We start from the raw sequence: 26,657 nt of genomic DNA, 5'->3' as shown, positions 1-26,657 counted from the left end.
CTGCGCAAAGTTAATATTTCAATACTTATTCTTGTTTTAACCTACGCAAAGTTAATTTATTTTCTGTCCCTTATTTAAATATTAGAGTAAACAAAAAAATAAGTAACTTCGCAAGAAATACAACAGCCGGTATTATAAAATACAACAGCCTTTATGACTTCAAAATTGGCCATAATAAGAAAACTGCTCTTAATAATTTCCCTGGCGGCAGGCGTTGTCTTTGTTTTTTATATCCTCGCTTTTTTCTTTGACTTCTCCATTGACAGGCATGCTTTTGATATTCCGATACTGGCGCTTGTGTTCCTTCTTATATCATTGGTAATATGCTATCTAGTGTTGTCACGCCATGAGGATGAATGGTTCTTGATGAAGAACAGTCTTCTGCTGTTTAAGAAAAAAGTGTCTATCGCATCCAGGTTGAACGGCACCATATTTATGGTGTACGACAGGACTAAAAGATTCTTTATCAGGTTGGATGAAAGCGGAGACACAATCTTGCACTACATCTATTTAAAAGATTGGCTGCCACAATTTTACCCGGAAGACTTGCATATTGGAAAAGAGCTGCTCGGCGTTTTGGATGAAGGAAAGATGGAGCAGTATCATACAGAGTATAGGTATAAATTTCCCGACAGATATTGCTGGTTTTCTATTGATGTTTCTCCGTATGAAAGTGGAGCCGGCAATGAAATATTGAGTTATATCTGCATTGTTCGCAGCATAGATAAAGAAAAGCTGGAAATGCAGGAAATGATCTACTTGCGAGATAAAGCGGAGGCTGCAAATAAAATGAAAACGCTCTTTATACAATCTGTTAGCCATGAGGTGAGAACTCCGCTAAATGCGATAATCGGTTTTTCTGGTTTAATTTGCGAGGGGGCATCGGCGGAGGGGCGACAGGATTATATAAAATATATTAATGATAATTCTAAGCAGCTTCTCAGCATTGTAGACAATATGCTTCTGTTGTCCGACGCAGAGTCCGGACTAGTTACTGTAAACAAACAAACGTTTGATTTTGAGCAGTTTTTCAAAGCGCTTGCAGACACTCTCAAGGTGAGGATGCATAAAAAACTGGATTTTATCTGTTTATCCGGAGGTCCGGCAAGTATTATTTCTGATGATGAGATAATAAAAGACATTCTAGGTATTCTTGTTTCAAATGCAGAGAAATTCACTGACACCGGGAGCATCACAATGAGGTATGAAGTAACAGAAAAAGATATCAAAATATCTGTAATTGACACGGGCATAGGAATTAGCAAAGAGGCGCAGGAGGCGTTGTTCCGGCTATTTGAGAAGGCAAATAAATTCTCACAAGGGGCCGGCCTTGGACTTGCCTTGTGCAGCACAATGGTTCGTCTTCTTGGAGGCAAAATTGGTGTAAACTCAGAGCTAGGCAAAGGCTCAACTTTCTGGTTCAGCATTCCTAAGTAAAAAAGTTCCTTCGGAACTTTTTTACTTTTTTCAACAACCTGTAAACGAAATTATAACTTTCATGAACGGCATTTGCTAATTCTACAATTTTACAATCTGTCTTCTTGAAAACAGTTTTGATTAGGCCTTTTTCTTCTTCTTCTGTTAAATCTCCCAATTTTTTTCCCCCTAGGTTCTTTATGAGATATTCAAAAATGGCATTCCCTAAAATTTGCGCACTATTAATTTCCTTACACTCAAGTGCAATTTTTTCCATCTCACTTTTCTCCATCTCACTTTTCTCCATCTCACTTTTTCCCATCTCACTTTTTCCCATCTCACTTTTCTCCATCTCACTTTTCTCCATCTCACTTTTCTCCACTTCAAATTTCTCCATTTCACTTTTCTCCACTTCAAATTTCTCCGTCTCACTTTTTCCCATTTCGCTTTTCCATACTTTTCTTCTCTCCATTCCAGTTTTTCCGGTTGCTTGTGAAGAGTTATCTCCGCCAATCTTTTTCAATGTGACATTGTTATTAACGGATTTTTGTTCCGTTCTTACAGAACTGTCGGGAATAAAATTAATATGATTTAGGAATTCCTTGTAACTGTGGAATTTGCTGTCATACAAAGAGGTATCTATTTTTATATATTTACTTGCATTCATACAGCTAATTGCCATATTGTTAGGGAAATGCATTGAGGCGGAACTCCAGGCGTACTCCTCCGCCTTCTTGCAAAGATTTGCCTTTAATGGATTTTGCAAAATATAAGTGCTTAATTGAAAAGCTTTTATCTCCTCGTTCTTTGCTGAACTACCAAAAGGAGAAGCAAAAAGTTTATTAGACATATTATGCCGTTGATTATACCATCTGGAATAGCTCTGTAAAAATGGCCCCATTAGCTCAGTGACATTTTCAGTCCTTACCAATAAATGAAAATGATTAACCATCAGCGCAAAATCAAGTAAACTGCTGTGGGTCTTATCTAGCGCTTTTTGCAATTTTTTGAGAAACACCACACAATCAACATCATCATAAAACACTCTAAATCTGCTATTCCCTCTGCAATAACAATGAATTATCCCATTTTGGATCCTTTTTTCACCTTTTTTCATCCCGACAGCCTCCCAATTAATACTAAAATAACATGTGTAATGATAGGCTGAAAAGGAAACAATCGCAAGCCAATGCGTATATTTATTTTTTTTGTATTGTTCCCTCGGAACTTTTTACATATTGTTGATTCTTAGATAGATATACTTTAAAATTTACGATTGTTCAAAATGCAAATATCTGATTTTGTGAATTATGTAAAAAGTTCCGAGGGAACAATTATCTTTGCATCGCAATGAAAATCGGCAATATCACATTTGGAGAGTATCCGCTGTTTCTGGCACCCATGGAGGATGTTACAGATCCCTCATTCAGATACATTTGCAAGGAGTTTGGGGCGGATATGATGTACACGGAATTTGTCTCTTCCGATGCCCTTGTGCGCAATGTGACAAAGTCTCTGCAAAAGCTGCAAATTTATGATTATGAAAGACCTATCGGGATACAAATATATGGTCACATCCCTGAGGCAATGGTAGAAGCGGCGCAAATGGCGGAGGCCTCTCATCCCGATGTGATTGATATAAATTTTGGATGCCCCGTTGATAAAATTGCTAAGCGGGGAGCGGGCAGCGGCATGATGCGATATCCTGATAAGATGGTGGAAATCACTGAGATGGTGGTGAAGGCGGTGCACACTCCGGTGACGGTGAAGACAAGGCTTGGCTGGGATGAAAATTCTTTAATCATTGTAGAACTTGCAGAGAGACTGCAAGATGCGGGGATTGCTGCGCTCACAATTCACGGCCGCACCCGTTGTCAAATGTATAAGGGAGAGGCGGACTGGACCTTAATTGGAGAAGTTAAGAACAACCCGCGCATGAAAATCCCAATCATTGGCAACGGAGATATTATTGACGGGCCGACAGCGCGCAATGCTTTTGACAAGTATGGCGTTGATGCTGTGATGATTGGGCGTGCTACATATGGACATCCGTGGATTTTTAAAGAGATAAAGCATTTTCTCGCGACAGGTAATGAAATGCCTCCCCTGACTGTAAAGGAGAAAGTGGAGCTTGCAAAAAAACACTATGCAAAATCTTTGGAGATAAAGGGTGAAAAGCGCGGCATGTTTGAGATGCGCCGTCACTTGAGCAATTATTTCAAAGCCCTTCCAAACTTCAAAGAAACCCGCATGAAACTTGTCACAGAGCCGGACCCCGCAAAAGTTGTACAGCTATTGGATTACATTGCTGATACGTGGGGTTAAAAAAAAGAGTTCCCTCGGAACTTTTTACGCAGTAGTTGGTAAAAAGTTCCGAGGGAACTCTTTTTTTACGAAAGTTTGCATATCATAAATTTTTATATACCTTTGCACCCCTCTTAGAAAAGAGGGTATGTGCAACTTTAAAGCACAAGATATTTAATTTTTTATATCATCATACGATGGATTACAGAAGTTACAAAACAGTGTTTGTCAACAACAAAACAGCCACTAAAGAGTGGGTGATTATTGATGCTACAGACCTAGTTTTAGGACGTCTTGCTTCTAGAGTAGCGTTGCTGCTTAGAGGTAAGGAGAAAGTTAACTTTACACCTAACACGGATTGCGGAGATAATGTTATTATCATTAACGCCGCAAAGGTCCGTCTTACAGGTAAGAAGCTGACAGATAAGGTGTACGTAAGGTACACAGGTTATCCCGGAGGTCAGCGCTTTGCAACTCCAAAGGAGTTATTGCAACGCAGACCGGTAGCGCTTATTGAGGAGGCCGTTAGAGGAATGCTTCCAAAGACAAGGCTGGGTGCTCAGATGTTCCGCAATCTTCACGTTTACGCAGGTGCAGAACACAAGCATGAAGCACAGAAACCAAAAACAATTAAATTAAACGAAATTTAGAGCATGGAGAAAATTAACGCCCTTGGAAGACGTAAATCAGCAATTGCTCGCGTTTTCGTGAACACAGGTAAAGGCAACATTACAATTAATGGCAAAGAGCTGGAGAAATATTTCCCTGATGAGTCTCTTGTTTACATTGTAAAACAGCCGCTTGAGGTCACCAACACTTTGGCTAACTTTGATATTCAGGTTAACCTTGTAGGTGGCGGAATTAAAGGACAGGCAGAGGCTCTTCGCCTTGGCATATCACGCGCCCTTTGCAAAATTGACGCTGAGGCCTATCGTTCAATCCTAAAGAAGAACGGATTTCTTACTCGTGACCAGAGAGAGGTTGAGAGAAAGAAGCCGGGACAGCCTGGAGCTCGCAGACGCTTCCAATTCAGTAAACGTTAGAGTATTACAGCTGATTACGCACGGGTTGAATTTAAAGTGGCGGACTTTTTTATTCCCGACAGTTGTCAAAGAATAGAAACTACCGGCAACTTGTTCACCCGCGGAAAATCTGCGAGATTGACAAGGTCACTACTCGCGATTGAAGTAAGAGTTCTGCTTAACATGCAGAAGAACTGTCGGGAGGCAAATAAATGCCCAAGTGACAGAAAAAATTAACGCATTAAAAATTAAAAAAATGCCAAGAACAAATTTTCAAGAATTACTAGATGCAGGCGCACATTTTGGACACCTTAAGAGAAAATGGAATCCAAAGATGGCTCCATATATTTTTATGGAGAAAAATGGTATTCATATCATTGACCTGCACAAAACCGTGCTTATGATAGATGACGCTGCCAATTTTATGAAGAATTTGGCACGCAGCGGCAGAAAAATTCTTTTTGTCGCAACAAAGAAACAAGCAAAAGATATTATCGCAGAGAAGGCCAAAGAGGTTAACATGCCTTACGTTACAGAGAGATGGCCGGGTGGAATGCTTACAAACTTCCCAACAATCAGGAAGGCTGTTAAGAAAATGAACACCATAGATAAAATGATTACCGACGGAACTTTTGAGACTCTTGCAAAAAGAGAGAAACTTCAGGTTACCCGCCAGAGAGCAAAGCTGGAGAAGAACTTAGGTTCTATCGCAGACCTTAATCGTCTTCCTTCCGCTCTGTTTATTGTTGATATTCAGAAGGAATCAAACGCCGTTAAAGAGGCAAAGAGACTTAACATTCCTGTTATTGCAATGGTAGATACTTGCTGTGACCCAACTCCGGTAGACTATGTAATCCCTGCCAATGATGATGCAGCAAAATCCATTTCAGTTGTTATGTCAGCTTTGTGCGGTGCTGTTGCTGAGGGACTTTCTGAGAGGAAAGTAGAAAAAGAGAAGGCTGCCGCAGAGGAGGAGAAGAGAGCTAAGGATAAAGAGCTTGCAGAAGATGGAGGATGAGAAGGCTAATGAAATTGATGTCCCGACAGAGGGCAGAAAAATTCGTCCAAGAAGAAGCGTTGCCAAAGCTACTCCCAAAGAGGGTGTAAAAGCATCTCTGAAACCTGCTCCAAAAGAGGAGAAAAAGGCTGAAGGAGAGAAGGTTGCAAAACCTGCAAAGGCAGAGAAAAAAGAGGATAAAAAAGAGGAATAATCCGTTGTGATTATTAAAAAAAAGAGGAGATTTTAATATGGATATTAAAGCATCAGATGTAATGAAGCTGCGCAAGATGACGCAGGCCGGCATGATGGATTGCAAAAAGGCTCTTGTAGAGGCTAATGGAGATTATGAGAGAGCAAAGGAGCTTCTTAGGGAGAAGGGTAAGTTGATTGCCGCAAAACGTTCTGACCGTGAGACTTCTGAGGGTGCTGTTCTTGCAAGAACAAATGCTGACAACACAAAAGCAGTTTTGGTTTGCCTTGGCTGCGAGACAGATTTTGTCTCAGGTACAGAGGGCTTCCAAAAACTTGCTAAGGAGATTGCAGATGCAGCTATTGCTAATTTACCTGCAGACGTTGATGCTCTGAAGGCTTGCAAAGTTGGTAATTTAACAGTAGAAGAGGCTGTTACAGACCAGACCGGCAAGAGCGGAGAAAAGCACGTCCTTGCTTGCTATGAGAAAATAGAGGCCCCTTATGTTGGCTACTATATTCATAACAACAAGAAAGTTGCAACAATAGTTGGATTCAGCAAGAAGATTGCTGATGAGGCTGTTAAGGAGATTGCAATGCAGATTACCGCAATGGTACCCGTTTCTATCCGCAAAGAGGATTGCCCTCAAAGCGTAATAGACAAGGAGTTGCAAATCTACAGAGAGGAAGTTGCACAGGAGGGAAAACCTGCGGCAATTGCAGAGAGAATAGTAGAAGGCAAGCTTGCAAAATTCTTCAAAGAGAGAACTTTGGAAGAGCAAGTACTTGCACTTGGCGATGGCAAACAAACTGTAGCTCAGTACCTTAAGAGCGTTGACCCTGAGGTTAAAGTAGTTGCTTTCAAGAGATATTCTTTGAGCGACTAATAACGTAGAGTTATATTATTGTACAAAAAGAAGGCGCGAATTTTCCGCGCCTTTTTTTATATTTGCAACCCGTATGCTTGGAATAAAAAGTAAAACATTTCTATTTCCTTATCTGGCTGTTCTGGCCATAAGAAATTATCTGTACGACAACAGAATAATCAAGAGCGTCAAATGTGATGTTCCTGTTATTTCTATTGGAAATATTACGGTTGGCGGAACAGGGAAAACACCTCATACAGAAATGCTTGTAAGGTTGCTTAACGGAAGCTGCAAAAATGATATTGCTGGCAGCGAGCCTTGCAGAATAGGGGTTATTTCCCGCGGATACAAAAGGAAATCACGCGGTTACAGGATGGTTGAAGCGGATGATGATTTCCGCATGACGGGTGATGAGCCGTTGCAGATTAAGCGCAAATTCCCTGACATTAAAGTTGCCGTTTGCTCAAATAGAGTTAAAGCTGTTCAGAAAATTGTGGCTGATTGCGGCGTCAACATGGTAATTTTGGATGATGCTTTCCAGTACAGAAAGATTATTCCCTCTTGCAATATCTTGCTTGTAAACTATTATAATTCCATTGCGGGCGATAATCTGCTTCCTGTTGGAACTCTAAGGGATCTTCCTTCCCAGGTACGCAGGGCGGATATTGTGATTGTTTCCAAATCCCCTGATTTTGGAGATTATGATGGGAATGACAACCCTGAGATGGCTGCGGCAGCAGTTGAACAGGAGGAGAAAAAATGGCGCAAAGAGCTGGAACTCAGACCGGAGCAGAAACTATATTTTTCCACTGTGTCATATTTGGATGCAAAGCCCGTATTTCCAAAAGAGGCTGACTCCCGGTATCTATACTCAAAATTCTGTATGCTATTTTCCGGCATAGCAAATGATACGGACATTAGAAGGCAGCTTGTTGGCAGCTATCGCATTGTAGATTCTTTAAAATTTAAGGACCATAAGAATTACTCATCCTTTGATATTAAGGAGATTACGGCAATGGGAAGACGTCAGCCCGCAGCCGTCATAATGACTACGGAGAAGGATAGCGTCCGTTTGCTCAACAATGACAAGATTCCCGCTGACATAAGGAAGCGTCTGTTCTACCTGCCAATAGAGGTAAGGATAATACCGACTTCCAAAATGGCTGAGTTTAAGGAGGTTATACTTTAATCTCCTTGTCGGCAGAATTTGCCGCACCTCATTTTCAGAATTTATTGCTTCCCCGCGTTTAATTTAAGATTTTTCCCTTCAAATAAAGGAAAAATCTGCTTAAATTTGCCGCCGCGCAGGGGTTTGTCAAATATTTTGCCCTGCGGTCGTTTTCAAACACTCCAATCATGAAGAATAACATTAACATATCATTGGCTTTTTTAACATGCCTAATGTTTTTTTTATTGTTCCCGACAGTTTCTGAATCTGCTCCGGCCAAATCTAAAAAAACAACAGCTGTATTGGTCTGCAATACTGCAGTTCAGGAGATTACAACGCTCCAGGGGGAACATGTAATGCTTGCCGGTTTTGCAGCCAGACATAAACTTTCAAACGGTGAGACTAATATTCCATTGTATTCACACGCACTTGTAATAGGAAAAGCTCAGTGGAACGCAAAGACAAAAACTTTGGTTAAGAAAAACGGAGTGCCGCAAGTGACTGATAAAATGTTGGTTATAACAAACGACCTAATGGAGATTTCCATTGATGAAGCTAAGATTCTTACTGACTCTATTGTTGCTTTGACAGGGATGCCTAGAGAGAGAATTTTTATTCACTGCATACATACCCATTCTGCTCCGCGTTCTATGTTGAGCTATTGGGCTGACCCTGGCAAACCTAATCATGATTATGCAATCCGCTGTGAGGCGCATATCATTGCAAACGCAGTTAAGGCTGTTAAGGATGATGCAGCATTTCAGCCTTTTACAGTAGAAGTAGGAGAAGGAAGCAGCAATATTAATATGAACCGCGGAGAGAAAGACGGTCCAATTGACAGGACAGTTTTTGCTGCAAGATTTTTAAATATGGCTACGGGAAAACCTATCGTGAGCCTAATAAATTATTCTTGCCACCCTGTAAGTTTGGGACCCGGCAGCCAGGTTACATCTTCTGATTTTCCAGGAGTTGTTATGCGGGAGCTGAATAAGGCATGGGGCTGCGATATTTTCTATTATTCTGGTGCTCAGGGGAATGTAGACCCTGCGGGATGTCCTCAAAGCAAAGTTGAGGTTACTGAAAAAATTGGAAAGCAGATGGCCAATGATGTTCTTGCAATTAAATTTCACAAGCTGCCAGTTGCAAAATTTTGCGGAAAAGGTTTGACCCTTAAGATTGTAAATAATGAAATCAAACTTCCGTTCCAAGTTGCAAAGGTAACGGAGGAAGCAATTAATCATTTGGCTGACAGCACTTCCAAGTGGGGAGTATCTGTTTCTCAAACATGGAAAGATGATGTCGAGGGGTGGAGAAAAGGAGAGATTAAAAAGTTGCGCGATGGCAAAACAAAAGATTATCTTCCGTTTGAAGTTGCAGCTGCCAATGTTGGAGGTTTAATAATGTTCTTCACTCAAGGAGAACCATTCAATGAATATCAAAGCGGACTTAGAAAAGAATTTGCAGGAACACCTTTAATGTTCATTGCATACACAAATGGTCAGAATTCATATCTGCCTAGTGCTCATGCTTATACGGTTAAAGCGTATGATTATGAAAAAGACCAGATGCATGTTTACATTCACTCCCCGTATCCGTTGTCTTCCAAAATGACAACCACTTATGAAGAGGGTATTGCAGAGACCGTAAAACAAGTTTTAAAGTAGTATTTGACTGTGCATATTATTACAAGAACACTGAATATTGTTTTTTTTCTGCTGATTACAAGCGGTAATTTTGTCTTTGCGCAGAATACAAAACAAAATACGGAAGGGCTAAACATTGTGCCGCAGCCCCAATCTGCAACTTTAATTTCTGGTGAATTTAACTTTGGCTCAAATTCTAAAATCATTGTTCCTGTCAAAGAAAAAAACGCTCCTTACATTCAGGCTTTCTTACGTCAGTTCTCTGGCATTGCCTCTTCTCAAATAAAAGAGAGCAATAAAAAAGGCGGGGATAAAGATGTTGTTTTCCAGAAGGTTGCGGGGATGGACAAAGAGGAATACAGTTTGGATGTTACCCCATCCGGCGCAGTAATAAAATACAGTTTTCCCAACGGAGCATTTTATGCGGTGCAAACATTAAGTCAGCTTGTTAAGCCGGAATCGGAAAAGGCAGCAGGCGGAAAAGAGCAATGTTATACTGTGCAATGCGCATCAATTAAAGACAAGCCTAGATTCAGTTATCGCGGAGTTCATCTTTGCGTTGGCAGCCATGTATTCTCTATGGATTTTATAAAGAAGTATATAGATGAGGCGGCAAAATATAAGATGAATGTTTTTCACTGGCATCTGACGGAAGACCAGGGATGGAGATTGGAAATCAAAAAATATCCGGAGCTTACACAGAAAGGTTCTATCAGAAAAGAGACTGTTATAGGGACTTTGAAATCAGGTGTTTATGACGGCACACCTTATGGCGGATATTATACTCAGGAGCAGGCAAAGGAGATTGTAAAATATGCAGCTGAAAGATATGTTACCGTAATTCCTGAGATAGAGATGCCGGGCCATTCTCTTGGCGCGCTTCACTGTTTTCCAAATCTCTCTTGCGACAGCACAAAAACTTATGAGGTTGCAACAAAGTGGGGAGTTTTCAAAGATGTTTATTGTCCAAAAGAGGAGACTTTCAAATTTTTGGAAGATGTCCTGACTGAGGTTTTTGAAATATTCCCGTCTGAATATATTCACATCGGCGGAGATGAATGCCCAAAAACTGCGTGGAAGAACAGCGCTTACTGTCAGGATCTTATGAAGAAACTGGGGCTCAAGGATGAAATGCAACTGCAAAGTTATTTTATTCAGCGGATGGAAAAATTCATCAATGCACATGGCAGAAAAATTATTGGATGGGATGAAATTTTGCAAGGTGGTCTTGCGCCAAATGCAACGGTAATGTCATGGCTTGGAGTAGAGGGCGGCATCAAAGCGGCAAAGCAACATCACAATGCAATCATGGCGCCGTATGAATATTACTATCTGGATTATTATCAGGCAAACCCTGATTCTGAACCACTTAGCATGGGAGATGTGAACACTTTAAAGAAGATGTACACTTATGAGCCTGTCTCAAACACGCTGACTCCTGAGGAGCAAAAATATATAATTGGAGTTGAGGGTTGCTTGTGGACTGAATATGTTACTACTCCCGATAGAGCTTGGTATCAGGCATATCCGCGTTCTCTTGCAATTGCGGAGAGTGCATGGACAATGCCGGAACATAAGAGCTGGGATAGTTTTACAAGGAGAGTGGAAAACGGGCAGCTGAAGAGATTGGAAAGCGATGGCATAAAATATTGTGATGCCTTTCACAATGTATATATCCAAGTGAAGAAAGATGATGTTTACTCCAAAGTTGTGACAATGGAGCTTGATGCCCCTGATGCTGTAATACGCTACACTACAGATGGTTCAGAGCCAACTGCGGAATCTCCCGTTTACAAGTTGCCGTTTGTCATTAACAAACAGACCATAGTTAAAGCAAGAGGTTTTAGAGAGGGGAAAGCAATTGGAGTTACAAAACAGGCGGGATGGTAATGCAGACGCGGCAGTGCAAAACTGTCGGGAGCAAAAATGAAAATTTTATAAAAATTAAATAAACAATTTTAAAACGTACCAATATGTTAAGAATGACGGAGCAGCCTTCTATGTTTGATCATCTGGAGAAGATGACTGTAGATGAGCTGGTTAAACACATTAATGATGAAGATAAGACAGTCCCTTTTGCTATTGAGAAAGTACTGCCCCAGATTAGTAAAATGATTTCCGCAATAGAAAATCAACTTAGAAATGGTGGAAGAATGTTTTATATGGGTTGCGGAACAGGCGGCCGTCTTGCCGTTATGGATATTGTAGAACTTCCTAATACTTACGGTATTGAGAAGGGCATTATTAATTGTATTCTTGCAGGAAGAGTAGAAAATATCATGCAGGTTTTGGAGGAGAAAGAGGATGACAGACAGGAAGCATGGCAGCAGCTTACAGAATACAAAGTTTCCCCAAAGGACTTTGTAATAGGCATTTCCGCAAGCGGTACAACTCCGTTTGTTTTGGAAGGAATGAAGAAATGCAAAGAGAATCACATCCCTTGCGGTTCATTTGTAAACAATCCAAACTCTCCAATTTCTCAGTATTCAGATTATCCAATTGAAATTCTTACAGGTCCCGAGTTTGTAACCGGTTCTACCAGAATGAAGGCCGGCACTTCTCAAAAGCTTCTTTGCGATATGATAAGCACAACAGTTCTTATCCGTTTGGGAAGAGTAGAGGGAAACAGAATGGTTAACGTACGTCTGATTAATGATAAAGTCGTAGACCGCAGCGTTAGAATGTTTATGGAGCGTAACCCTAAAATGACTGATTACAAGCAGATTGAAGCTGCCATCAGAAAGACGGGCAACGTAAAGAAAGCAGAGGCTTATTTTAAGGAGCAGGGTCTTTTGAAGTAAAAATTATTCCCGACAGAATTTGCCGGGAGTAAAAAGTGAAATTCAGTATTATGATATTAATTGCAGACAGCGGCGCAACAAAAACAGATTGGTGCGCGCTGGATAAAAAGGGGACGGGCAAACCGATATTTTTTAAATCAGAAGGATATAATCCTAATTATATCAGCGGACCCGATATTGTTAAGTCTGTGGGAGCTGCTGTCCCTCAGAACTTTCCGGCAGATGAAGTTGAGGAGATTGATTTTTACGGAGCCGGTGTCACGGAGCTGCAGTATGGTTTTATGACGGAGTGCCTGGTAAATGTTTTCCCTAATGCTAAGGTTAACATGGCAATGGACCTTCTTGGTTCTGCGCGTGCATTGCTGCAACATGAGCCGGGATTTGCGGCCATTCTTGGAACCGGCACAAATTCATGCATTTATGACGGCAAAAAGGTCACAATGAATATAGATTCTCTTGGATTTATTTTGGGAGATGAAGGGAGCGGAGCCTATCTTGGCAAGAGATTTATTTGTGATTTTATCCGCGGAGATATGCCAAAAGAGGCGCGCAAAATTTTTCAGGATTATTGTCCTCTGAATGGCGACCAGCTTATAGATGAGATATATACAAAGCCTTTCCCAAACAGGTTCTGCGCAAGATTCAGCAAGGTTATCTCTGCCAATGTTAAAGATGGCAACTATTTTTACAAGCTAGTATACAACGCATTTATTGCTTTGTTCAAAAACATTATAAGCCATTATCCAGATTACATGAAGTACTCTTTCAACTGCGTCGGTTCCGTAGGATATTATTATAAGAACATCCTGCAAAAAGCTGCTGATGAGTATAATATGAAACTTGGAAATATTATTCAGGCTCCAATGGAGGGGCTGATAAAATTCCACTCAGGCAAATAACTGTCGGGATAATAAAAGAGAAAAATTATAAGCGTTAAAAAATTCTCGATTAGAATAATCTTTAAACTTAAAGTATATGAGTCAGAAAAAAAATTACATCATTCCTCTTGCCTGTATAGGATTTCTATTCTTTACGGTAGGGTTTGCATTGGGGTTGAATTCATATTTGATTCCTCTTTTGCAGAAGTCTCTAAGTGTCTCTAAGGGAGCCTCTTATCTGATTATCTTTGTGACTTTCTCCGCGTTCCTTATTTTTGGATATCCGGCAGGATGGGTGATAAGAAAAATTGGATATAAGAAAACAATGGCGCTTGCATTTGTGATTTTTGCTATCAGCTTTGTTCTATTTGCGGCTGCTGCAAAAATGAAAAATCTTGGGATGTTCTTGTTTGCATCTTTTGTTTGCGGATTAGGCAATACCGTAGAGCAGGCGGCAATTAATCCTTACATCACAATTCTTGGTCCCATAGAGAGCGGCGCAAGAAGAATAAGCATAATGGGAATCTGCAACAAGATTTCATATCCTATTGCTACTCTGTTTATTGCGTGGCTTGTAGGAAAACCTATTGCTGAGGCGGGCGTTAATGATGTCATCACTCCGTTCTATTGGATTGCGGCAATTTTCCTGGTACTTGGAGTTCTGGTTTTATTTGCTCCGCTAGAGGAAATTAAGGCAACCGGAGAGGAAGAGGGTCATGAGCAAGATTGCCCATACGCTGCAGACAAAACTTCTATATGGCAGTTCCCTCACCTTGTACTTGGATGCGTTGCATTGTTCTTATATGTAGGTGTTGAGACTCTTGCATTGGAGACTTCCGTTGACTTTGCAAACACTCTTGGACTTGCAAATGCAGAACAGTATTCATGGCTGCCGTCCATTGGAATGGTAATCGGATATATAATTGGTATTGCTTTGATTCCTAAACCATTATCACAGGCAGGAGCACTTAAGATTTGCTCATGGCTTGCAATACTTGGAACTTTCCTGACAGTGCTTACACCGGTTCAAACTTCTATTTGGTTTGTCCCTTCAATTGCACTTGCATGCTCACTTATATGGCCTGCAATTTGGCCTCTTGCAATGGCAGACCTTGGCAAGTTTACAAAACAGGGCGGCGCTCTGCTGGTAGTTACCATATTTGGCGGAGCTGTTGTGCCTCAGATATTTGGGTGGATTAGCAATATTCTTGTAAGTCATCACATGGATAAGGCTACGGCTATTCAGCAGTCTTATTGGATTGCTCTTCCTTGCTATTTGTTCATTTTGTGGTATGCTTATTACGGTTATAAGATTCGTAAACCGGCAAAGAAATAATTTTAAGTTACTTATATACAAGGTTTATTGCCAGCGGCTAAGCGAGTGCGTTTCGTACGAGCAATGATTTTCTTCAGAAAATCATTAGCGAGAAGTAAGCCAGAGCGAAGCGCGGCAATAAACCTTGTATTATAAAAAAAAATATATATATGGTGATGGATAACTGGAAACAAATATTGGCGCAATTTAACACGCAAGGAACACTCTGTGAACCAAAGGCATTGGGCAACGGACTAATTAATGATACTTTCATTGTCCGTACTGCTGAACCTGAGTGCGATGACTATGTATTGCAAAGAATTAACAATGCAATTTTCCCCGATGTAGAATTGCTGCAGCGCAATATAGAGATTGTCACTGACCACATTAGAGAGAAGCTGCGTGCGCGCGGAGAGAAAGATATTAAACGCAAAGCGTTGCAATTTATTAAGACTCGCGACGGTCAATCTTGCAGCTGCGGGTGCGGAAAAGCAGAGCCAAAAACTTATGTTTGCGTGGACGGCAAGTATTGGAGACTTTCTGTATTTATTAAAGACTCAAAGAGTTATGAGGCAGTAACCCCGGAGTTTGCTTATCTGACAGGGAAATCTTTTGGAGATTTTGAGGGGATGCTTTCAGACATTCCTGCCGGAAAAGTTGGGGCATCTATCGTGAACTTTCATAATCTAAAATTCCGCCTGGGTGAGCTGGATGCTGCAATTGCAGCTGATACTGCCGGCAGAGTTTTGGAGATGAAACCTATTATAGATAAGGTGCTTGCAGCGGCAGATAAAATGTGCGTTGCGCAGAATGAGCAAGAGGCCGGTAAGCTTCCTACTCGCCTGGCACACTGTGACACCAAAGTCAACAACATGCTGTTTGATGCAAAAGATGACAGCTTTCTGTGCGTTATAGATTTGGACACTGTGATGCCTTCAACTGTGCTTTCAGATTTTGGAGACTTCATTAGAACTGCGGGAAACTGCGGAGCTGAAGATGATAAAGACCTTACCAAGGTGCGTCTGAATATGCCTGTATTCCAGTCTTTTGCAAAGGGATATCTGGAGGGGACAAAATCTTTTCTTACCCAGCGTGAGAAAGAGCTTCTTCCTTTTGGAGGCGCAATGATGACTTACATGCAGACAGTCCGCTTTCTTGCAGATTATCTAAACGGAGATACATATTATAAGATTAAGTATCCGCGTCACAACTATGATAGAACAATGGCGCAGCTGACTCTTTTTGAGGATATTGAAAAGCATCTTCAAGAGATGAATAATTATATTGAATCTCTATAGCTCTATAAAAAAATCCCCGAAGTTTTCGGGGATTTTTTTATTTTAAATTGTTCATTAAATAAATCACGCCGCCTGTCATGGCCTCAACACCGGTCATCCATGTTCTATGAAATTCAGGTTTCATTTTGGAAGTGTGGAGTTCTCCGGTTGGCTTATCAGCAGGGCTTACCCCAAGGCGGAACAGCGCTCCCGGCACGATTTGCAGATAGCGTGCAAAATCTTCCGCTCCCATAACTTTTTCTATCTCAACAAGATTGTTTGCTCCAATTGTTTGGGACATGCCTTCTTTTACTATCCTGACAAGTTTTGCATCGTTTACAACAGGAGGTGCAGGGTTGCCGGTCACAATTCTAGGCATCTTGTTTTCAGGCATGCCAAGACCCTCTGCTGCTCCAAAGGTGATTTCATGAATTCTTTTTAAGAAAGTGCTGTCAGTTGCATTGTCAAAGAAACGTGTAGTTGCCTGCATAACAACACTATCGGGAACTATATTAGGACGTGACCCTGCATTAAACGCTCCAACTGTTAGCACAGCGCTCTTGGTTGCAGGTATGGTGCGGGATACAATTGTCTGATACTGAAGTACTGCGGAGCATGCCGCGGGGATGGGGTCCTTGCCTCTGTGGGGATATCCTCCATGAGTTCCTTCTCCGTAAATTGTTATAGTGTAGTTTCTTACCCCTGCCATTGAAGGCCCGTATATATAGCCAACTTTGCCCGCAGGAAGGTCCGGAAAAGTGTGAAAGCACAAAGCGTACGATGGTTTTGGGAAGCGTGTAAACAGTCCATCTGCAATCATTTGCGCGCTGCCTCCGTTCTTTTCCTCTGATGGCTGGAATACTGCAACAATGGTTCCGTGCCATGCCGAAGCGTTGGACATCAAGTTGTTAAGCACTCCAAGCATTACCGTCATGTGTACGTCGTGCCCGCAGGCGTGCATCACAGGAGTACCTGCATCTGAACCATCCGGCAACCTATTGCCTTTAGCATCCACTCTTTTGGTACTTTCAAACTGTAAGCCTGTCTCCTCTTTTATTGGAAGAGCATCCATGTCTGCGCGCAGCAAAATGATGGGTCCGCTGCCATTTTTAATAATTGTAACAATTCCGTAACCTCCGCCAACTCCACGATTGATTTCAATTTGTAACTTGCTGTTATTGCCTGATAATTTAGCATTTGCACTAGAAAAGGTCTTCTTGAAGACCCCCAGCTCCGCCGCAATAGCATCAGATGTTTCTTTTTCCATACCACTAAGTTCCGGATTTTTATGAAGTTGTTCATAAATGGCCTCATAATGGCTATATGTTTGTTCAGCAATGGATTTGATTTTCAGAATATTAGCACTTGGAAGAGCTGTGGAAATTTTTATAGGATTTCTTTTTTGCGCAAATGCAGAGGAAGTTGTCAAAAACAAGCCTAAAGTTATGGTTTTCAAAATGAAACGTAAAGTAACAGAATTGTTATTTATCATGATTATAATTTATTGTCATTCACAAAGATACCTTAAAAAAAATTGCAACAAAAGTGCAACATTTTCCATACCTTTGCATCTATTAAAGTATATGAATAAAGGCTAATATTGGCGAACAAGTTACTTAAAAACGATATTTCTTAACTTAAAATAAACTATTTTTTTTAACCTAAAATTTAATTTATGTCCATTAAACAAAATTGTGGCAGGCTTTTTAAGCTTGCGCTAATGACAGTTGCTGCAGTGGTATTTTCCGTTGGAGCAATGTGGGCATCAGTCCGTTAAGGTTACTGGTAGGGTAACTGATAAGGCGGGTGAACCTCTAGTTGGCGTTTATGTTCTTGTACAGGGTACAAAGACGGGCGCTACTACCGATGTAGATGGAAAATATGCAATCAACGCACCTTCCAAGGGTACGCTTGTATTTTCATCTATGGGATTTAATAATGTTACAGAGGCCGTTAACGGTCGTGCTGTTATCAATGTCGTAATGCAGGATAACGCTGTGCAACTTGGAGATGTTGTAGTAACTGCAATGGGTATCAAGAAAGAGCGCAAAGCTTTGGGATATTCCGTTTCTGAAGTAAGTTCTAAAGAATTACTGAAGAATAAGCAGACAAATGTTATTAATTCCTTGGCTGGCAAGGTTGCAGGAGTTAATGTTACACAATCCGGTGGTGCTGCCGGCGCAGGTTCATCCATTATAATTCGTGGAGGAAACTCTGCATCTGAATCAAGGGATAATCAGCCATTATTTGTTGTTGATGGAATCATATACAACAATGGAACAGTAAACGGAGGAAATTCTCTTACTGATGGTGTGACAAACGCCTCAACAACATTTTCAAATCGTGTAATGGATATTAATCCAGAGGATATTGAGAGTTTGTCAGTACTTAAGGGTGCGGCTGCTGCGGCTCTTTACGGTTCACGTGCTGCTGACGGTGTAGTTATTATTACAACAAAGAAAGGTGCAACAGACGGTAAAATTAGCATCAATGTTTCATCTAAATACACTTATGCGTCAATTAATTCTTCTCCAGATATCCAAAGTACATATGGCAGAGGATATTATGATCAGAATGGAACTTTCACACAGGATTTTGTTACTTCTTCTTGGGGGCAGGAAAATACAGGTACGGTTTATAACAACGTAAAAGATTTCTTCAGGGGTGCTTCTACGTACGACAACAGCGTAAGTATTGCCGGAGGACACAAAAATGGCAACTTTTACGTATCTGCTTCCAGATTTAATCAGACAGGAGTTGTTCCGGGAACAAATTATAAGAAAAATACTTTCCGCGTAAACGGAGAACAGAAATATGGTATTATAACTGTTGGTGCAAGTGGTGCATATACAGTTTCAAACACTAAGAAAACTTTAACTTCTTCCGGATTGTATAGTGGTGGTGGTAATGGAACTATGACAGCTCTTTACGGCTGGTCCAGAAGTGAGAACATGTCCCATTGGTTAAATGATGATGGAACAAAATACAGGATGTTTGGTGACAAGCAAGATCTTTCTGCAGATGTAGAGAATCCTTATTGGATTATTAATAGGGACAAACTTACAGATAAAAATGAGAGATTAACTGCAAACTTAAATGTCAACGCAAATATTACAAAGTGGTTAAACGTTTCATACCGTTTGGGTTTGGATGAATATACTAATGACTCGTTTACTTACATAGCTCCGGGTTCTGCAGTAAAGGAGCAATACCAACAAGGACGTTTGAGTAAGAGCAAGCTTAATTACAACTACGTTTCTTCCAACTTAATGGTTAATGCTCATAAAACCTTTGGAGATTTTGATTTTAACCTTTTGGCAGGCACATCTGCAGAAAGCACAAAGGTCGTTGACCAAACACATTGGGGATATAATTTTATTACTTCTGGAACAATAAGTTTTGCAAACATTCTTGATGCAAATAAATTTTTCACAGATGCTACTACAAGGAAACGCCTTGTTGGCGTATACGGTGAATTCCGTGCATCTTATAAGAATATAGCTTATTTAACTGTTACGGGACGTAACGACTGGTCATCTACTCTTCCTACAGATAACAGGTCCTATTTTTATCCTTCAGTAAGCGGTTCATTCGTTTTCACTGAGTTGCTTCCTAAGAATGACATCTTATCATTTGGAAAGATCCGCGCATCATGGGCAGAAGTTGGTAAGGATGCAGATGCTTATAAAACAATTACTTATATGTGGCCAGCTCAAGTTGTCAATGGCGTATTAACAGGAATTGGCAACCAGTGGACGGGAGGTTCTCCTTACATGATACCAGAAAAACAAGATTCTTGGGAGATTGGTACAGAAATGAGGTTCTTTGGCGGAAGACTTGGTTTGGATTTTACATACTATAATAGTATCACTAAAAACCAAATTGCAGCACCGCGTTTGCCACAGTCAACAGGTTATATCTTTAAGACAATCAACTCTGGTTCTGTAAAGAACAAGGGTATTGAATTGATGGTTACAGGAACTCCTATAGAAAATAAGAATTTTTCATGGGATATTTCTGCAAATGCTTCGTTTAATAGAGGTACCCTTGGTAGTTTCTTAAAGGGTATAGATATCTTTTATGTAACAGAGACTCAGATTGGTGGCGTAAAAGCAGCTTCAATACCTAACGGAGGCCATTTTATGGCTTTGACAGGTGACTATTGGCTGAGGGAAACAAAGGATGTAACTGTTACTGATCCTGTAACTGGTGTTTCAACAACTACAAAGCAAGAGGTAAAAGGCGGAAGATACCAAGTAGATCCTACCACCGGACTTTACAAGCTTACAGGAGTAACAACAAATGTTGTTGGTAACCGTGAGCCTAAATTAAATGTTGGTTTGACAAACAACTTCAGATATAAGGCGCTGTCCGTATCTATTTTACTTGATTTCCGTTTTGGCGGAGATGTTTATAATGGAACACAATATTCTTTGATTTCTTCCGGACAGTCCAAGCAGACTTTAAATCGTAGCCAAGTAACAGTAGAAGGTGTAGACTCAAAAACTGGAGATCCGGTTTCCTATACTTACAAGGCAGGAGAAACTTACGTGATAAATAAAGTTTCCTATTCTGGAGAAAACATGATAGAGAAATACTATAGCAGTTATGCAAGCAATGCGTATAATTTAATTCAGAGCGTTAACTGGGTAAAACTACGTTCTGTTAATATCAGTTACGATTTTACAAATCTTCTTGCTAGCAGGCAAAAGTTCATTAAGGGTTTAACAGCAAGTATTTCTGGCTCTAACCTTTGCTATTGGACTAATTACAAAGGTGGTATGGATCCTGAAGTTGCTGCAGTTGGTTCTGGTGCCGGAGGCTCAGGTTCTGTAGGTATTGACTATTGCGGAGTTCCTTCTCAGAGAACTTTCTCATTTGGTGTCAATATTACATTCTAATTTAAAGATAGGAGATTACGAATATGAAAAAATTATTGTATATCGTTTTAAGTCTTATATTGTTAGTAGGTGTTACTTCTTGCGGAGATTGGCTAGATGTCAACACGGATGAAGACAACCCTAATAATGTGAGCGCTACAGAGAATAATAGATTACCATGGATACAATATTACTATATTTATGCGTGGGGTACTGCAAATACACGTGCAAGTGCGATTGATCAAATGGTTGTTGGTACATCAAGAACTGGAACCATCGGCAGGCAGGCATTATGGAATCCTTCCTCTGGAGTTTCTACGACAGTTTATCAAAACTGGTTCGTAGGCGCAGCTGCAAACATTCCAGATTTGATTACAAAAGCTCAGGCAGATGGTGCATATCATTATGTTGGAGCAGCATTGGTAATTAAATCTATGGGCTATATTATGATGGCCGATTTATACGGCGAAATGCCTTATACTGACGCTGTAACTACAAGTTTGTCACCAAAATATGACACAGGTGATGTGATTTACAATGGTTGCTTGGCAGACCTAGATGAGGCAATCAAATATTTTGATATGACTCAAAGTACAACAGCGCCTTCTTTGGCAGAGGGTGATTGCTGGAATGGCGGAGATGTTGCAAAATGGAAGAAATTGGCTTATGGTCTTAAAGCTCGTTGGCTGAATAATCTTAGCAAGACAAAATCTTATGATCCGGCTGCTATCCTTGCTGCTTTGGAGAATGCACCCCAGTCTAACAGTGACAATATTATTATGGTTCATAAAAATGTGTCTACTTCTACCTACAACTTTACTACCGCAGATGCGTATGGACCAAATACTACTTGGGATTCAATGGCGTGGGGTACCGGCCAGCGTTTGAATAAGTGGTATGTAGATTTGCTTGTCAATTTTAAGGGAACAGGCGTACTAGACCCAAGAGCGGATAAGCTTATTCCATCTTCAATGTATAAGGTAACACTTAAATCTGATGGTTCAATCAGTTCATTTTCTTGGTTAAGAGACTGTGGCGTTAATCTGAGTAGTACTGATGGAGGTTGGATAGGTAATCGTATGACATTCGGGAATCTTAACTCATACCTTAGCATGGCAAAAGCAGATGTGACAAAAACTTATGCAAATACTTCTATTACAAAGTTTTACGCTTCAGCTGATGATTTTATTGCAATGATAAATAAATATTATTCAGCTGATAATGTAACTGTTCTTAAAGAAGCAAGTGATGTGAAAGTTACTTATCATGCCGGCGCAATGTATGTTAATGATGTTAACCCACTGTATGTTGAGGATATTAAATATGTTCAGCTTCGTTCAGATGCAGTTTTTGAAACACAAGGTCTATCTACTTCAGATGAATGTTGCTATTATTCAGCAGCTCCGGCGGATACAAGAGCCAACGGTTTTGTACAGGGTACAGGCTCTTTCTATGCAAGACCAGATTCTGATTCTGACATACTTACTTATTCAGAAATGTGCTTTATTAAGGCAGAGGTTTATTTCAGACAAGGTAAGCTTTCTGATGCATATACCGCATACATCAATGGTATAAAGGCCAATTTTGAACGTATGAATAGCAAATTGAGTTCATGGAAGGGAGCTGGAGCATGCAAAACCGCTCTTGGATATGATGTTACTTTCGCATACGGACCTATGGCCCAGGCAGATATTGACGCTTATATGACAAGTGCAGCAGTTAAACAATCAGCTGCTAGCTTAACTTTGTCAGATATTATGATGCAGAAGTTTATTGCGATGGGTCCTAACTATCAGAATTACAATGATATGAGACGCTATAATTATTATGCTGGTAACATCGGCAATTATGGTGTTATTTATACTCAATTGGCGGTTCCGGTATACAGAACTCAAGATCAGGCTACTTTTAGCGCAGATCCTCAAAACGTGTCATTCTATCCTCGTCGTTGGATGCAGTGTTCTCATGAGACTAATTACAATTCTACAAACCTGAATGAAATTACCCAGAAACTTTATAATATTTCAGCTCAGGACAAGAGTATTTGGTCAATCCCTGTTTGGTGGGATGCAGAATAAATTTAAATTTTGGTCCCGATAGCTTGTCTGTCGAGATTTAAAAGATTAAGCGTCTCTCTTTTTTGAAAAAAAGATTATAAATTGCAACAAAAAGTGTTACATTTGCATCTCATTTAGAGCGAGTTGTTTTTCGCTGGAGATTATAATATGGTTATGAAGGGAAGCTATTATATCTTATTGATGTTCAGATTGTTGGGCTCTACAGTGCAACAGATACGTGTGCTCTGGTGGTTTTTATGCTCCAACAAAAGATACATTTTTGTAACTAATGAAAATATTTTAGCCTTGCGGCTGAAGTGATATTATGGGTGGTTCCCGATGGAGGACTGCCCTTTTTGTTTTTTATTATTAAAAACAAGACAAAACAAAACAAACGGTAAAAGACTATAAAGCAGAGAATTATAGAAATAAACAAAAATTTTTACAACTTATTATTAAACCTAATTTTTAATTTATGTCCATTAAACAAAATTGTGGCAAGCTTTTAAAGCTTGCGCTAATGACAGTTGCCGCAATGGTATTCTCCTTTGGGGCAATGTGGGCTCAGAATTCTAAAGTTACTGGTAAAGTAACCGATAAGAGTGGAGAGCCTTTGGCGGGCGTATATGTTTTGGTTCAGGGAACCAGAAATGGTACGTCAACCGATGCTAATGGTGCGTATACCTTAAACGCTCCTAGCAAAGGAACATTAGTATTTACTTACATGGGCTTTAACACAGCAAACGTTGCAGTTAACGGGCGCTCCAGTGTTAATGTAGTCATGGAAGAAAGTGCTACTACTTTGAATGATGTTGTTGTCGTTGGATTTGGTACACAGAAGAAGGTTAACCTGACAGGTGCCGTTTCTTCAGTTGATGTTGGCAAAACATTTAACAGTAAACCTATTACAGATGTTTCTAAAGGATTGCAGGGAACTGTTCCCGGCCTTACTATTACATTTGCAACAAACGACTTGGGAGCTTCTCCTTCTATCAAGGTACGTGGTACCGGTTCTATCAACGGAAACAACAAACCTCTTGTTTTGTTAGACGGTGTTGAAATTCCTGATTTGTCATTTGTTAATCCTGATAACATTAAGAGCATCTCCGTTTTGAAGGATGCAGCTTCTGCTTCCATTTATGGAACACGTGCTGCGTTTGGAGTTGTCTTGATTACATCTAAGGATGGTAGTAATATGACTGATAAAGTTCAGATTACTTACTCAAACAACTTGTCTTGGAACCAGCCAATCGCTCTTCCAAAATATTGTACTTCTAAGAAAGACGTTATTGCTCAGTTGAATCATGGTATCATAGCTCAGAAAAATGTAGATGGTTCTGACCTTGAGGGTTTTGGAATGTACTACAAAGATTTGATTGAACCTATTTCCGAGTGGTTTGACAAGTATAAGAGCCAAGTTAGCGGAGAGGTTTGGAAGTATGGAAGAGATTACTCTTATCAGGGTGGCACATTCTATTCTTATAGAGTTTCTGACCCTAACAAAGAGACTTTGAAAAAATTCTCTTTCCAGCAGAATCATAACTTGACTATCACAGGAAGCACGGGCAAGACAAATTATAATATTGCCTATAGCTACAGCAAACAGGATGGTCAGCTTAAGAAGGCTGCTAAGCAATATGTACAGAGAAATAATATTAATATTTCAACTAATACTCAGCTATACAAATGGTTGAATGTTGGAACAAAACTTATGTACACAGAGAAGATGCAAAAGTATCCTCACGGATATGCATCCAGTGATGGTGCAATGAGACTTCTTGCATACGATATGAGATTCCCGACATGGTTCCCTTATGGTATTTCTGATGGTGCCAAGGATGATTCAGGTAATTATCTAAATGCAAAATCTGCTTCCGGCGAAGGTCTATATTTCAGACAAGGTAACGGCTTTGTTGCTTATGAGCCAACTTGTACTACTACTGATGAATATTTAACTATCGGTGCCAATCTAAAAGCTAATCTTTATAAAGGTTTGACATTAACAGCTGAATACACCAGAGGCAAGTACAATTATGAGGACAGAGATATTGCATATCCTTGCTACATTGCAAACTGGTGGAATTCTTATGCTCCAAAAGCTGCTTATACAACAAGCGACTATTTGGATAACACATGGGTAAAAACATCTTCTAACACTTTCAATGCTTACTTAGATTATCTTTACAATCTGTTTGAGGATAACCACTTTGCATTCAAAGTTGGTATGAATACTGAGGATTACAAATATGATAGCAACTATCTTTATTCTCAAGGCATCCAGAACATTAATATTCCTACCCTTAATCTTACTCGTGATCATAACGGAAAAGCTACAGTTGATGAGGCTTTGAGAGCTAGATCATCTGCAGGTTTCTTTGCTCGTATTAATTACGATTATCAGGGTAAATATTTGTTGGAGTTGAACGGACGTTATGATGGTTCATCTTTATTCAAGAAAGGTGACAAATGGGCTTTCTTCCCTTCAATGTCTGTTGGTTATAGAATTTCTGAAGAGAAATTCTGGGCTCCAATCAAGAAGTATGTTTCTAACTTAAAGTTACGTGCTTCTTACGGTTCAATAGGCAACCAGAACATAGCATCTTCAACCAATTTCTATCCATTTATGTCTCTTATAGACACTTATACCAATTCTAATTGGGTTTTGACTGATGGTAATTTCCCTACAGCTAGCACAATGCCAACAATCATTGGCAGGAGTATGACATGGGAGAAAATCAGAACTCTTGATATTGGATTTGATGCAGGTTTCCTTAACAATGAATTGACTCTTGCATTTGATTGGTATCAGCGCAAGAATATTGGAATGCTTGTTGACCGTAATGCAGTTGTTGATTACGGTGGTTTCCCTAATCTTCCTCAGGAGAACAGCGGAGACTTGAAGACAACAGGTTGGGAACTTCAGGTTGATTATAACCATGCATTCAATAATGATTTTTCTGTTTATGCTACTTTCACACTTGCTGATGCAACATCAAAGATTTCCAAATGGAATACAAGTGTTGGCAGATTGACAGATTATTACGAAGGTAAAAAACTTGGTGAAATTTGGGGCTTTGAAACTGATAGATATTGGACGAGCGCAGATGACGCTGCTACTATTAAAGCTTGGCAGGGTAATTTGCAAAAGGGAGGATTCGTTTATGGTGCTGGTGACATCAAGTACAAAGACCTTGACGGTGATAATAACATTAATACAGGAGATGGAACTATCTCTAAACATGGTGATTTAAAGAGAATTGGAAATACGACTCCAAGATTTGAGTATAGTTTGCGTATGGGCGCTTCTTGGAAGGGTATTGATGCAGAGATTTTGTTCCAGGGCGTTGGCAAGCGTGATATGTATTCATATTCATCTTTGTTCCTGCCTACAGCTGAAGGTTCTCAGATGAATATCTTCAGAAATCAGCTTGACTATTGGACAGAGGATAATCAAAATGCAAAATTCCCTCGTCCTTATTTTGGCGACGGCGTTGGTTCTACTCTTAATGGTCTACCTTACGGTGGCAGAAATAACTACTATCCTCAGACAAAATTCCTTCAGAATCTTGCTTACTTGCGCTTGAAGAATGTTACAGTTGGTTACACTCTTCCTGCTAAGATATCACAGAAGGCGTTTATACAGAAGGTCCGCGTTTATTGCAGTATTGAGAACGCAATTACTTGGGACCATATTCATGGTGTAATGGATCCTGAATTAACAGGAGGCTGGAATACAGCATCTGGTATTGATAGCCACTATGCAGGCAGGGCTATGCCTTTCAACCGCCAGTGGTCATTTGGTGTTCAGGTTACATTTTAATTACTGAAAAATATGAAAGTT

General features: G+C 40.1%; 20 protein-coding genes. 18 read left to right on the top strand and 2 right to left on the bottom strand.

Annotated elements, in window-relative coordinates; translation table 11 throughout:
• Positions 1–153 precede the first annotated feature (153 nt).
• A complete protein-coding gene (locus LKM37_01720) occupies positions 154–1,437 on the top strand; it encodes a HAMP domain-containing histidine kinase (protein MCI1719736.1) in 1,284 nt (427 codons plus the stop codon).
• On the opposite strand, the gene LKM37_01715 is transcribed toward LKM37_01720, so the two are convergent.
• Positions 1,430–2,266: a hypothetical protein gene (locus tag LKM37_01715; protein MCI1719735.1), complete on the bottom strand. Its 837-nt coding sequence runs from the start codon at positions 2,264–2,266 to the stop codon at positions 1,430–1,432. The two genes, LKM37_01720 and LKM37_01715, sit on opposite strands and share 8 nt — an antisense overlap.
• Positions 2,267–2,766: 500 nt before the next feature.
• On the opposite strand from LKM37_01715, the gene dusB reads away from it, so the two are divergent.
• From dusB to LKM37_01645, 14 genes are all read left to right on the top strand, one after another.
• Positions 2,767–3,741 carry a tRNA dihydrouridine synthase DusB gene (gene dusB / locus LKM37_01710; GenBank protein ID MCI1719734.1) on the top strand — a complete coding sequence of 325 codons (975 nt, stop codon included), beginning with the start codon at positions 2,767–2,769 and terminating at the stop codon, positions 3,739–3,741.
• Between the two features lie 176 nt (positions 3,742–3,917).
• Positions 3,918–4,370, top strand: a complete 453-nt coding sequence (gene rplM, locus LKM37_01705) for a 50S ribosomal protein L13 (protein MCI1719733.1) — start codon at positions 3,918–3,920, stop codon at positions 4,368–4,370.
• Positions 4,371–4,373: 3 nt separating this feature from the next.
• Positions 4,374–4,763 carry a 30S ribosomal protein S9 gene (gene rpsI / locus LKM37_01700; protein MCI1719732.1) on the top strand — a complete coding sequence of 130 codons (390 nt, stop codon included), beginning with the start codon at positions 4,374–4,376 and terminating at the stop codon, positions 4,761–4,763.
• A gap of 36 nt (positions 4,764–4,799) precedes the next feature.
• Entirely contained in the window at positions 4,800–4,979 is a 180-nt protein-coding gene (locus LKM37_01695; protein ID MCI1719731.1) for a hypothetical protein, read from the top strand.
• 19 nt (positions 4,980–4,998) lie between these two features.
• Entirely contained in the window at positions 4,999–5,760 is a 762-nt protein-coding gene (rpsB, locus tag LKM37_01690; GenBank protein ID MCI1719730.1) for a 30S ribosomal protein S2, read from the top strand.
• Entirely contained in the window at positions 5,750–5,953 is a 204-nt protein-coding gene (locus tag LKM37_01685; GenBank protein MCI1719729.1) for a hypothetical protein, read from the top strand. The genes rpsB and LKM37_01685 overlap by 11 nt, the downstream gene beginning before the upstream one ends.
• A 37-nt stretch (positions 5,954–5,990) precedes the next feature.
• Positions 5,991–6,818, top strand: a complete 828-nt coding sequence (gene tsf, locus LKM37_01680; GenBank protein MCI1719728.1) for a translation elongation factor Ts — start codon at positions 5,991–5,993, stop codon at positions 6,816–6,818.
• Positions 6,819–6,891: 73 nt separating this feature from the next.
• A complete protein-coding gene (gene lpxK / locus LKM37_01675; GenBank protein ID MCI1719727.1) occupies positions 6,892–7,986 on the top strand; it encodes a tetraacyldisaccharide 4'-kinase in 1,095 nt (364 codons plus the stop codon).
• A 167-nt stretch (positions 7,987–8,153) separates the two neighbouring features.
• Entirely contained in the window at positions 8,154–9,629 is a 1,476-nt protein-coding gene (locus tag LKM37_01670) for a hypothetical protein (protein MCI1719726.1), read from the top strand.
• 117 nt (positions 9,630–9,746) lie between these two features.
• Positions 9,747–11,498 (top strand): family 20 glycosylhydrolase, encoded by a 1,752-nt coding sequence (locus tag LKM37_01665; protein ID MCI1719725.1) that lies wholly within the window; start codon positions 9,747–9,749, stop codon positions 11,496–11,498.
• An 83-nt stretch (positions 11,499–11,581) separates the two neighbouring features.
• Complete coding sequence (locus LKM37_01660) at positions 11,582–12,409, top strand: N-acetylmuramic acid 6-phosphate etherase (GenBank protein MCI1719724.1); 828 nt, start codon at positions 11,582–11,584, stop codon at positions 12,407–12,409.
• 50 nt (positions 12,410–12,459) lie between these two features.
• Positions 12,460–13,308 (top strand): N-acetylglucosamine kinase, encoded by an 849-nt coding sequence (locus tag LKM37_01655; GenBank protein ID MCI1719723.1) that lies wholly within the window; start codon positions 12,460–12,462, stop codon positions 13,306–13,308.
• Positions 13,309–13,384: 76 nt separating this feature from the next.
• Positions 13,385–14,623: a glucose/galactose MFS transporter gene (gluP, locus tag LKM37_01650; protein MCI1719722.1), complete on the top strand. Its 1,239-nt coding sequence runs from the start codon at positions 13,385–13,387 to the stop codon at positions 14,621–14,623.
• 155 nt (positions 14,624–14,778) lie between these two features.
• Positions 14,779–15,900, top strand: coding sequence for an aminoglycoside phosphotransferase family protein (locus LKM37_01645; GenBank protein MCI1719721.1), 1,122 nt, complete (start codon positions 14,779–14,781; stop codon positions 15,898–15,900).
• A gap of 37 nt (positions 15,901–15,937) precedes the next feature.
• Here LKM37_01645 and LKM37_01640 read toward each other — a convergent pair whose 3' ends face one another.
• Positions 15,938–17,371, bottom strand: a complete 1,434-nt coding sequence (locus tag LKM37_01640) for an amidohydrolase (GenBank protein MCI1719720.1) — start codon at positions 17,369–17,371, stop codon at positions 15,938–15,940.
• A 235-nt stretch (positions 17,372–17,606) separates the two neighbouring features.
• Here LKM37_01640 and LKM37_01635 point away from each other — a divergent pair, with 235 nt between their 5' ends.
• The 3 genes from LKM37_01635 to LKM37_01625 all read left to right on the top strand — a co-directional run bounded on the left by LKM37_01635 (position 17,607) and on the right by LKM37_01625 (position 26,636).
• On the top strand, positions 17,607–20,780 hold the full coding sequence (locus LKM37_01635) for a SusC/RagA family TonB-linked outer membrane protein (protein MCI1719719.1): 3,174 nt from the start codon (positions 17,607–17,609) through the stop codon (positions 20,778–20,780).
• 23 nt (positions 20,781–20,803) lie between these two features.
• Positions 20,804–22,837 (top strand): SusD/RagB family nutrient-binding outer membrane lipoprotein, encoded by a 2,034-nt coding sequence (locus tag LKM37_01630; protein ID MCI1719718.1) that lies wholly within the window; start codon positions 20,804–20,806, stop codon positions 22,835–22,837.
• A 454-nt stretch (positions 22,838–23,291) separates the two neighbouring features.
• Positions 23,292–26,636, top strand: a complete 3,345-nt coding sequence (locus LKM37_01625) for a TonB-dependent receptor (protein MCI1719717.1) — start codon at positions 23,292–23,294, stop codon at positions 26,634–26,636.
• Positions 26,637–26,657: the final 21 nt, after the last annotated feature.

The sequence above is a fragment of the Bacteroidales bacterium genome, assembly GCA_022647615.1.
In the GTDB taxonomy this organism is placed as follows: Bacteria; Bacteroidota; Bacteroidia; order Bacteroidales; family UBA932; genus Egerieousia.
This window is presented reverse-complemented; position numbering and strand designations above follow the sequence as displayed.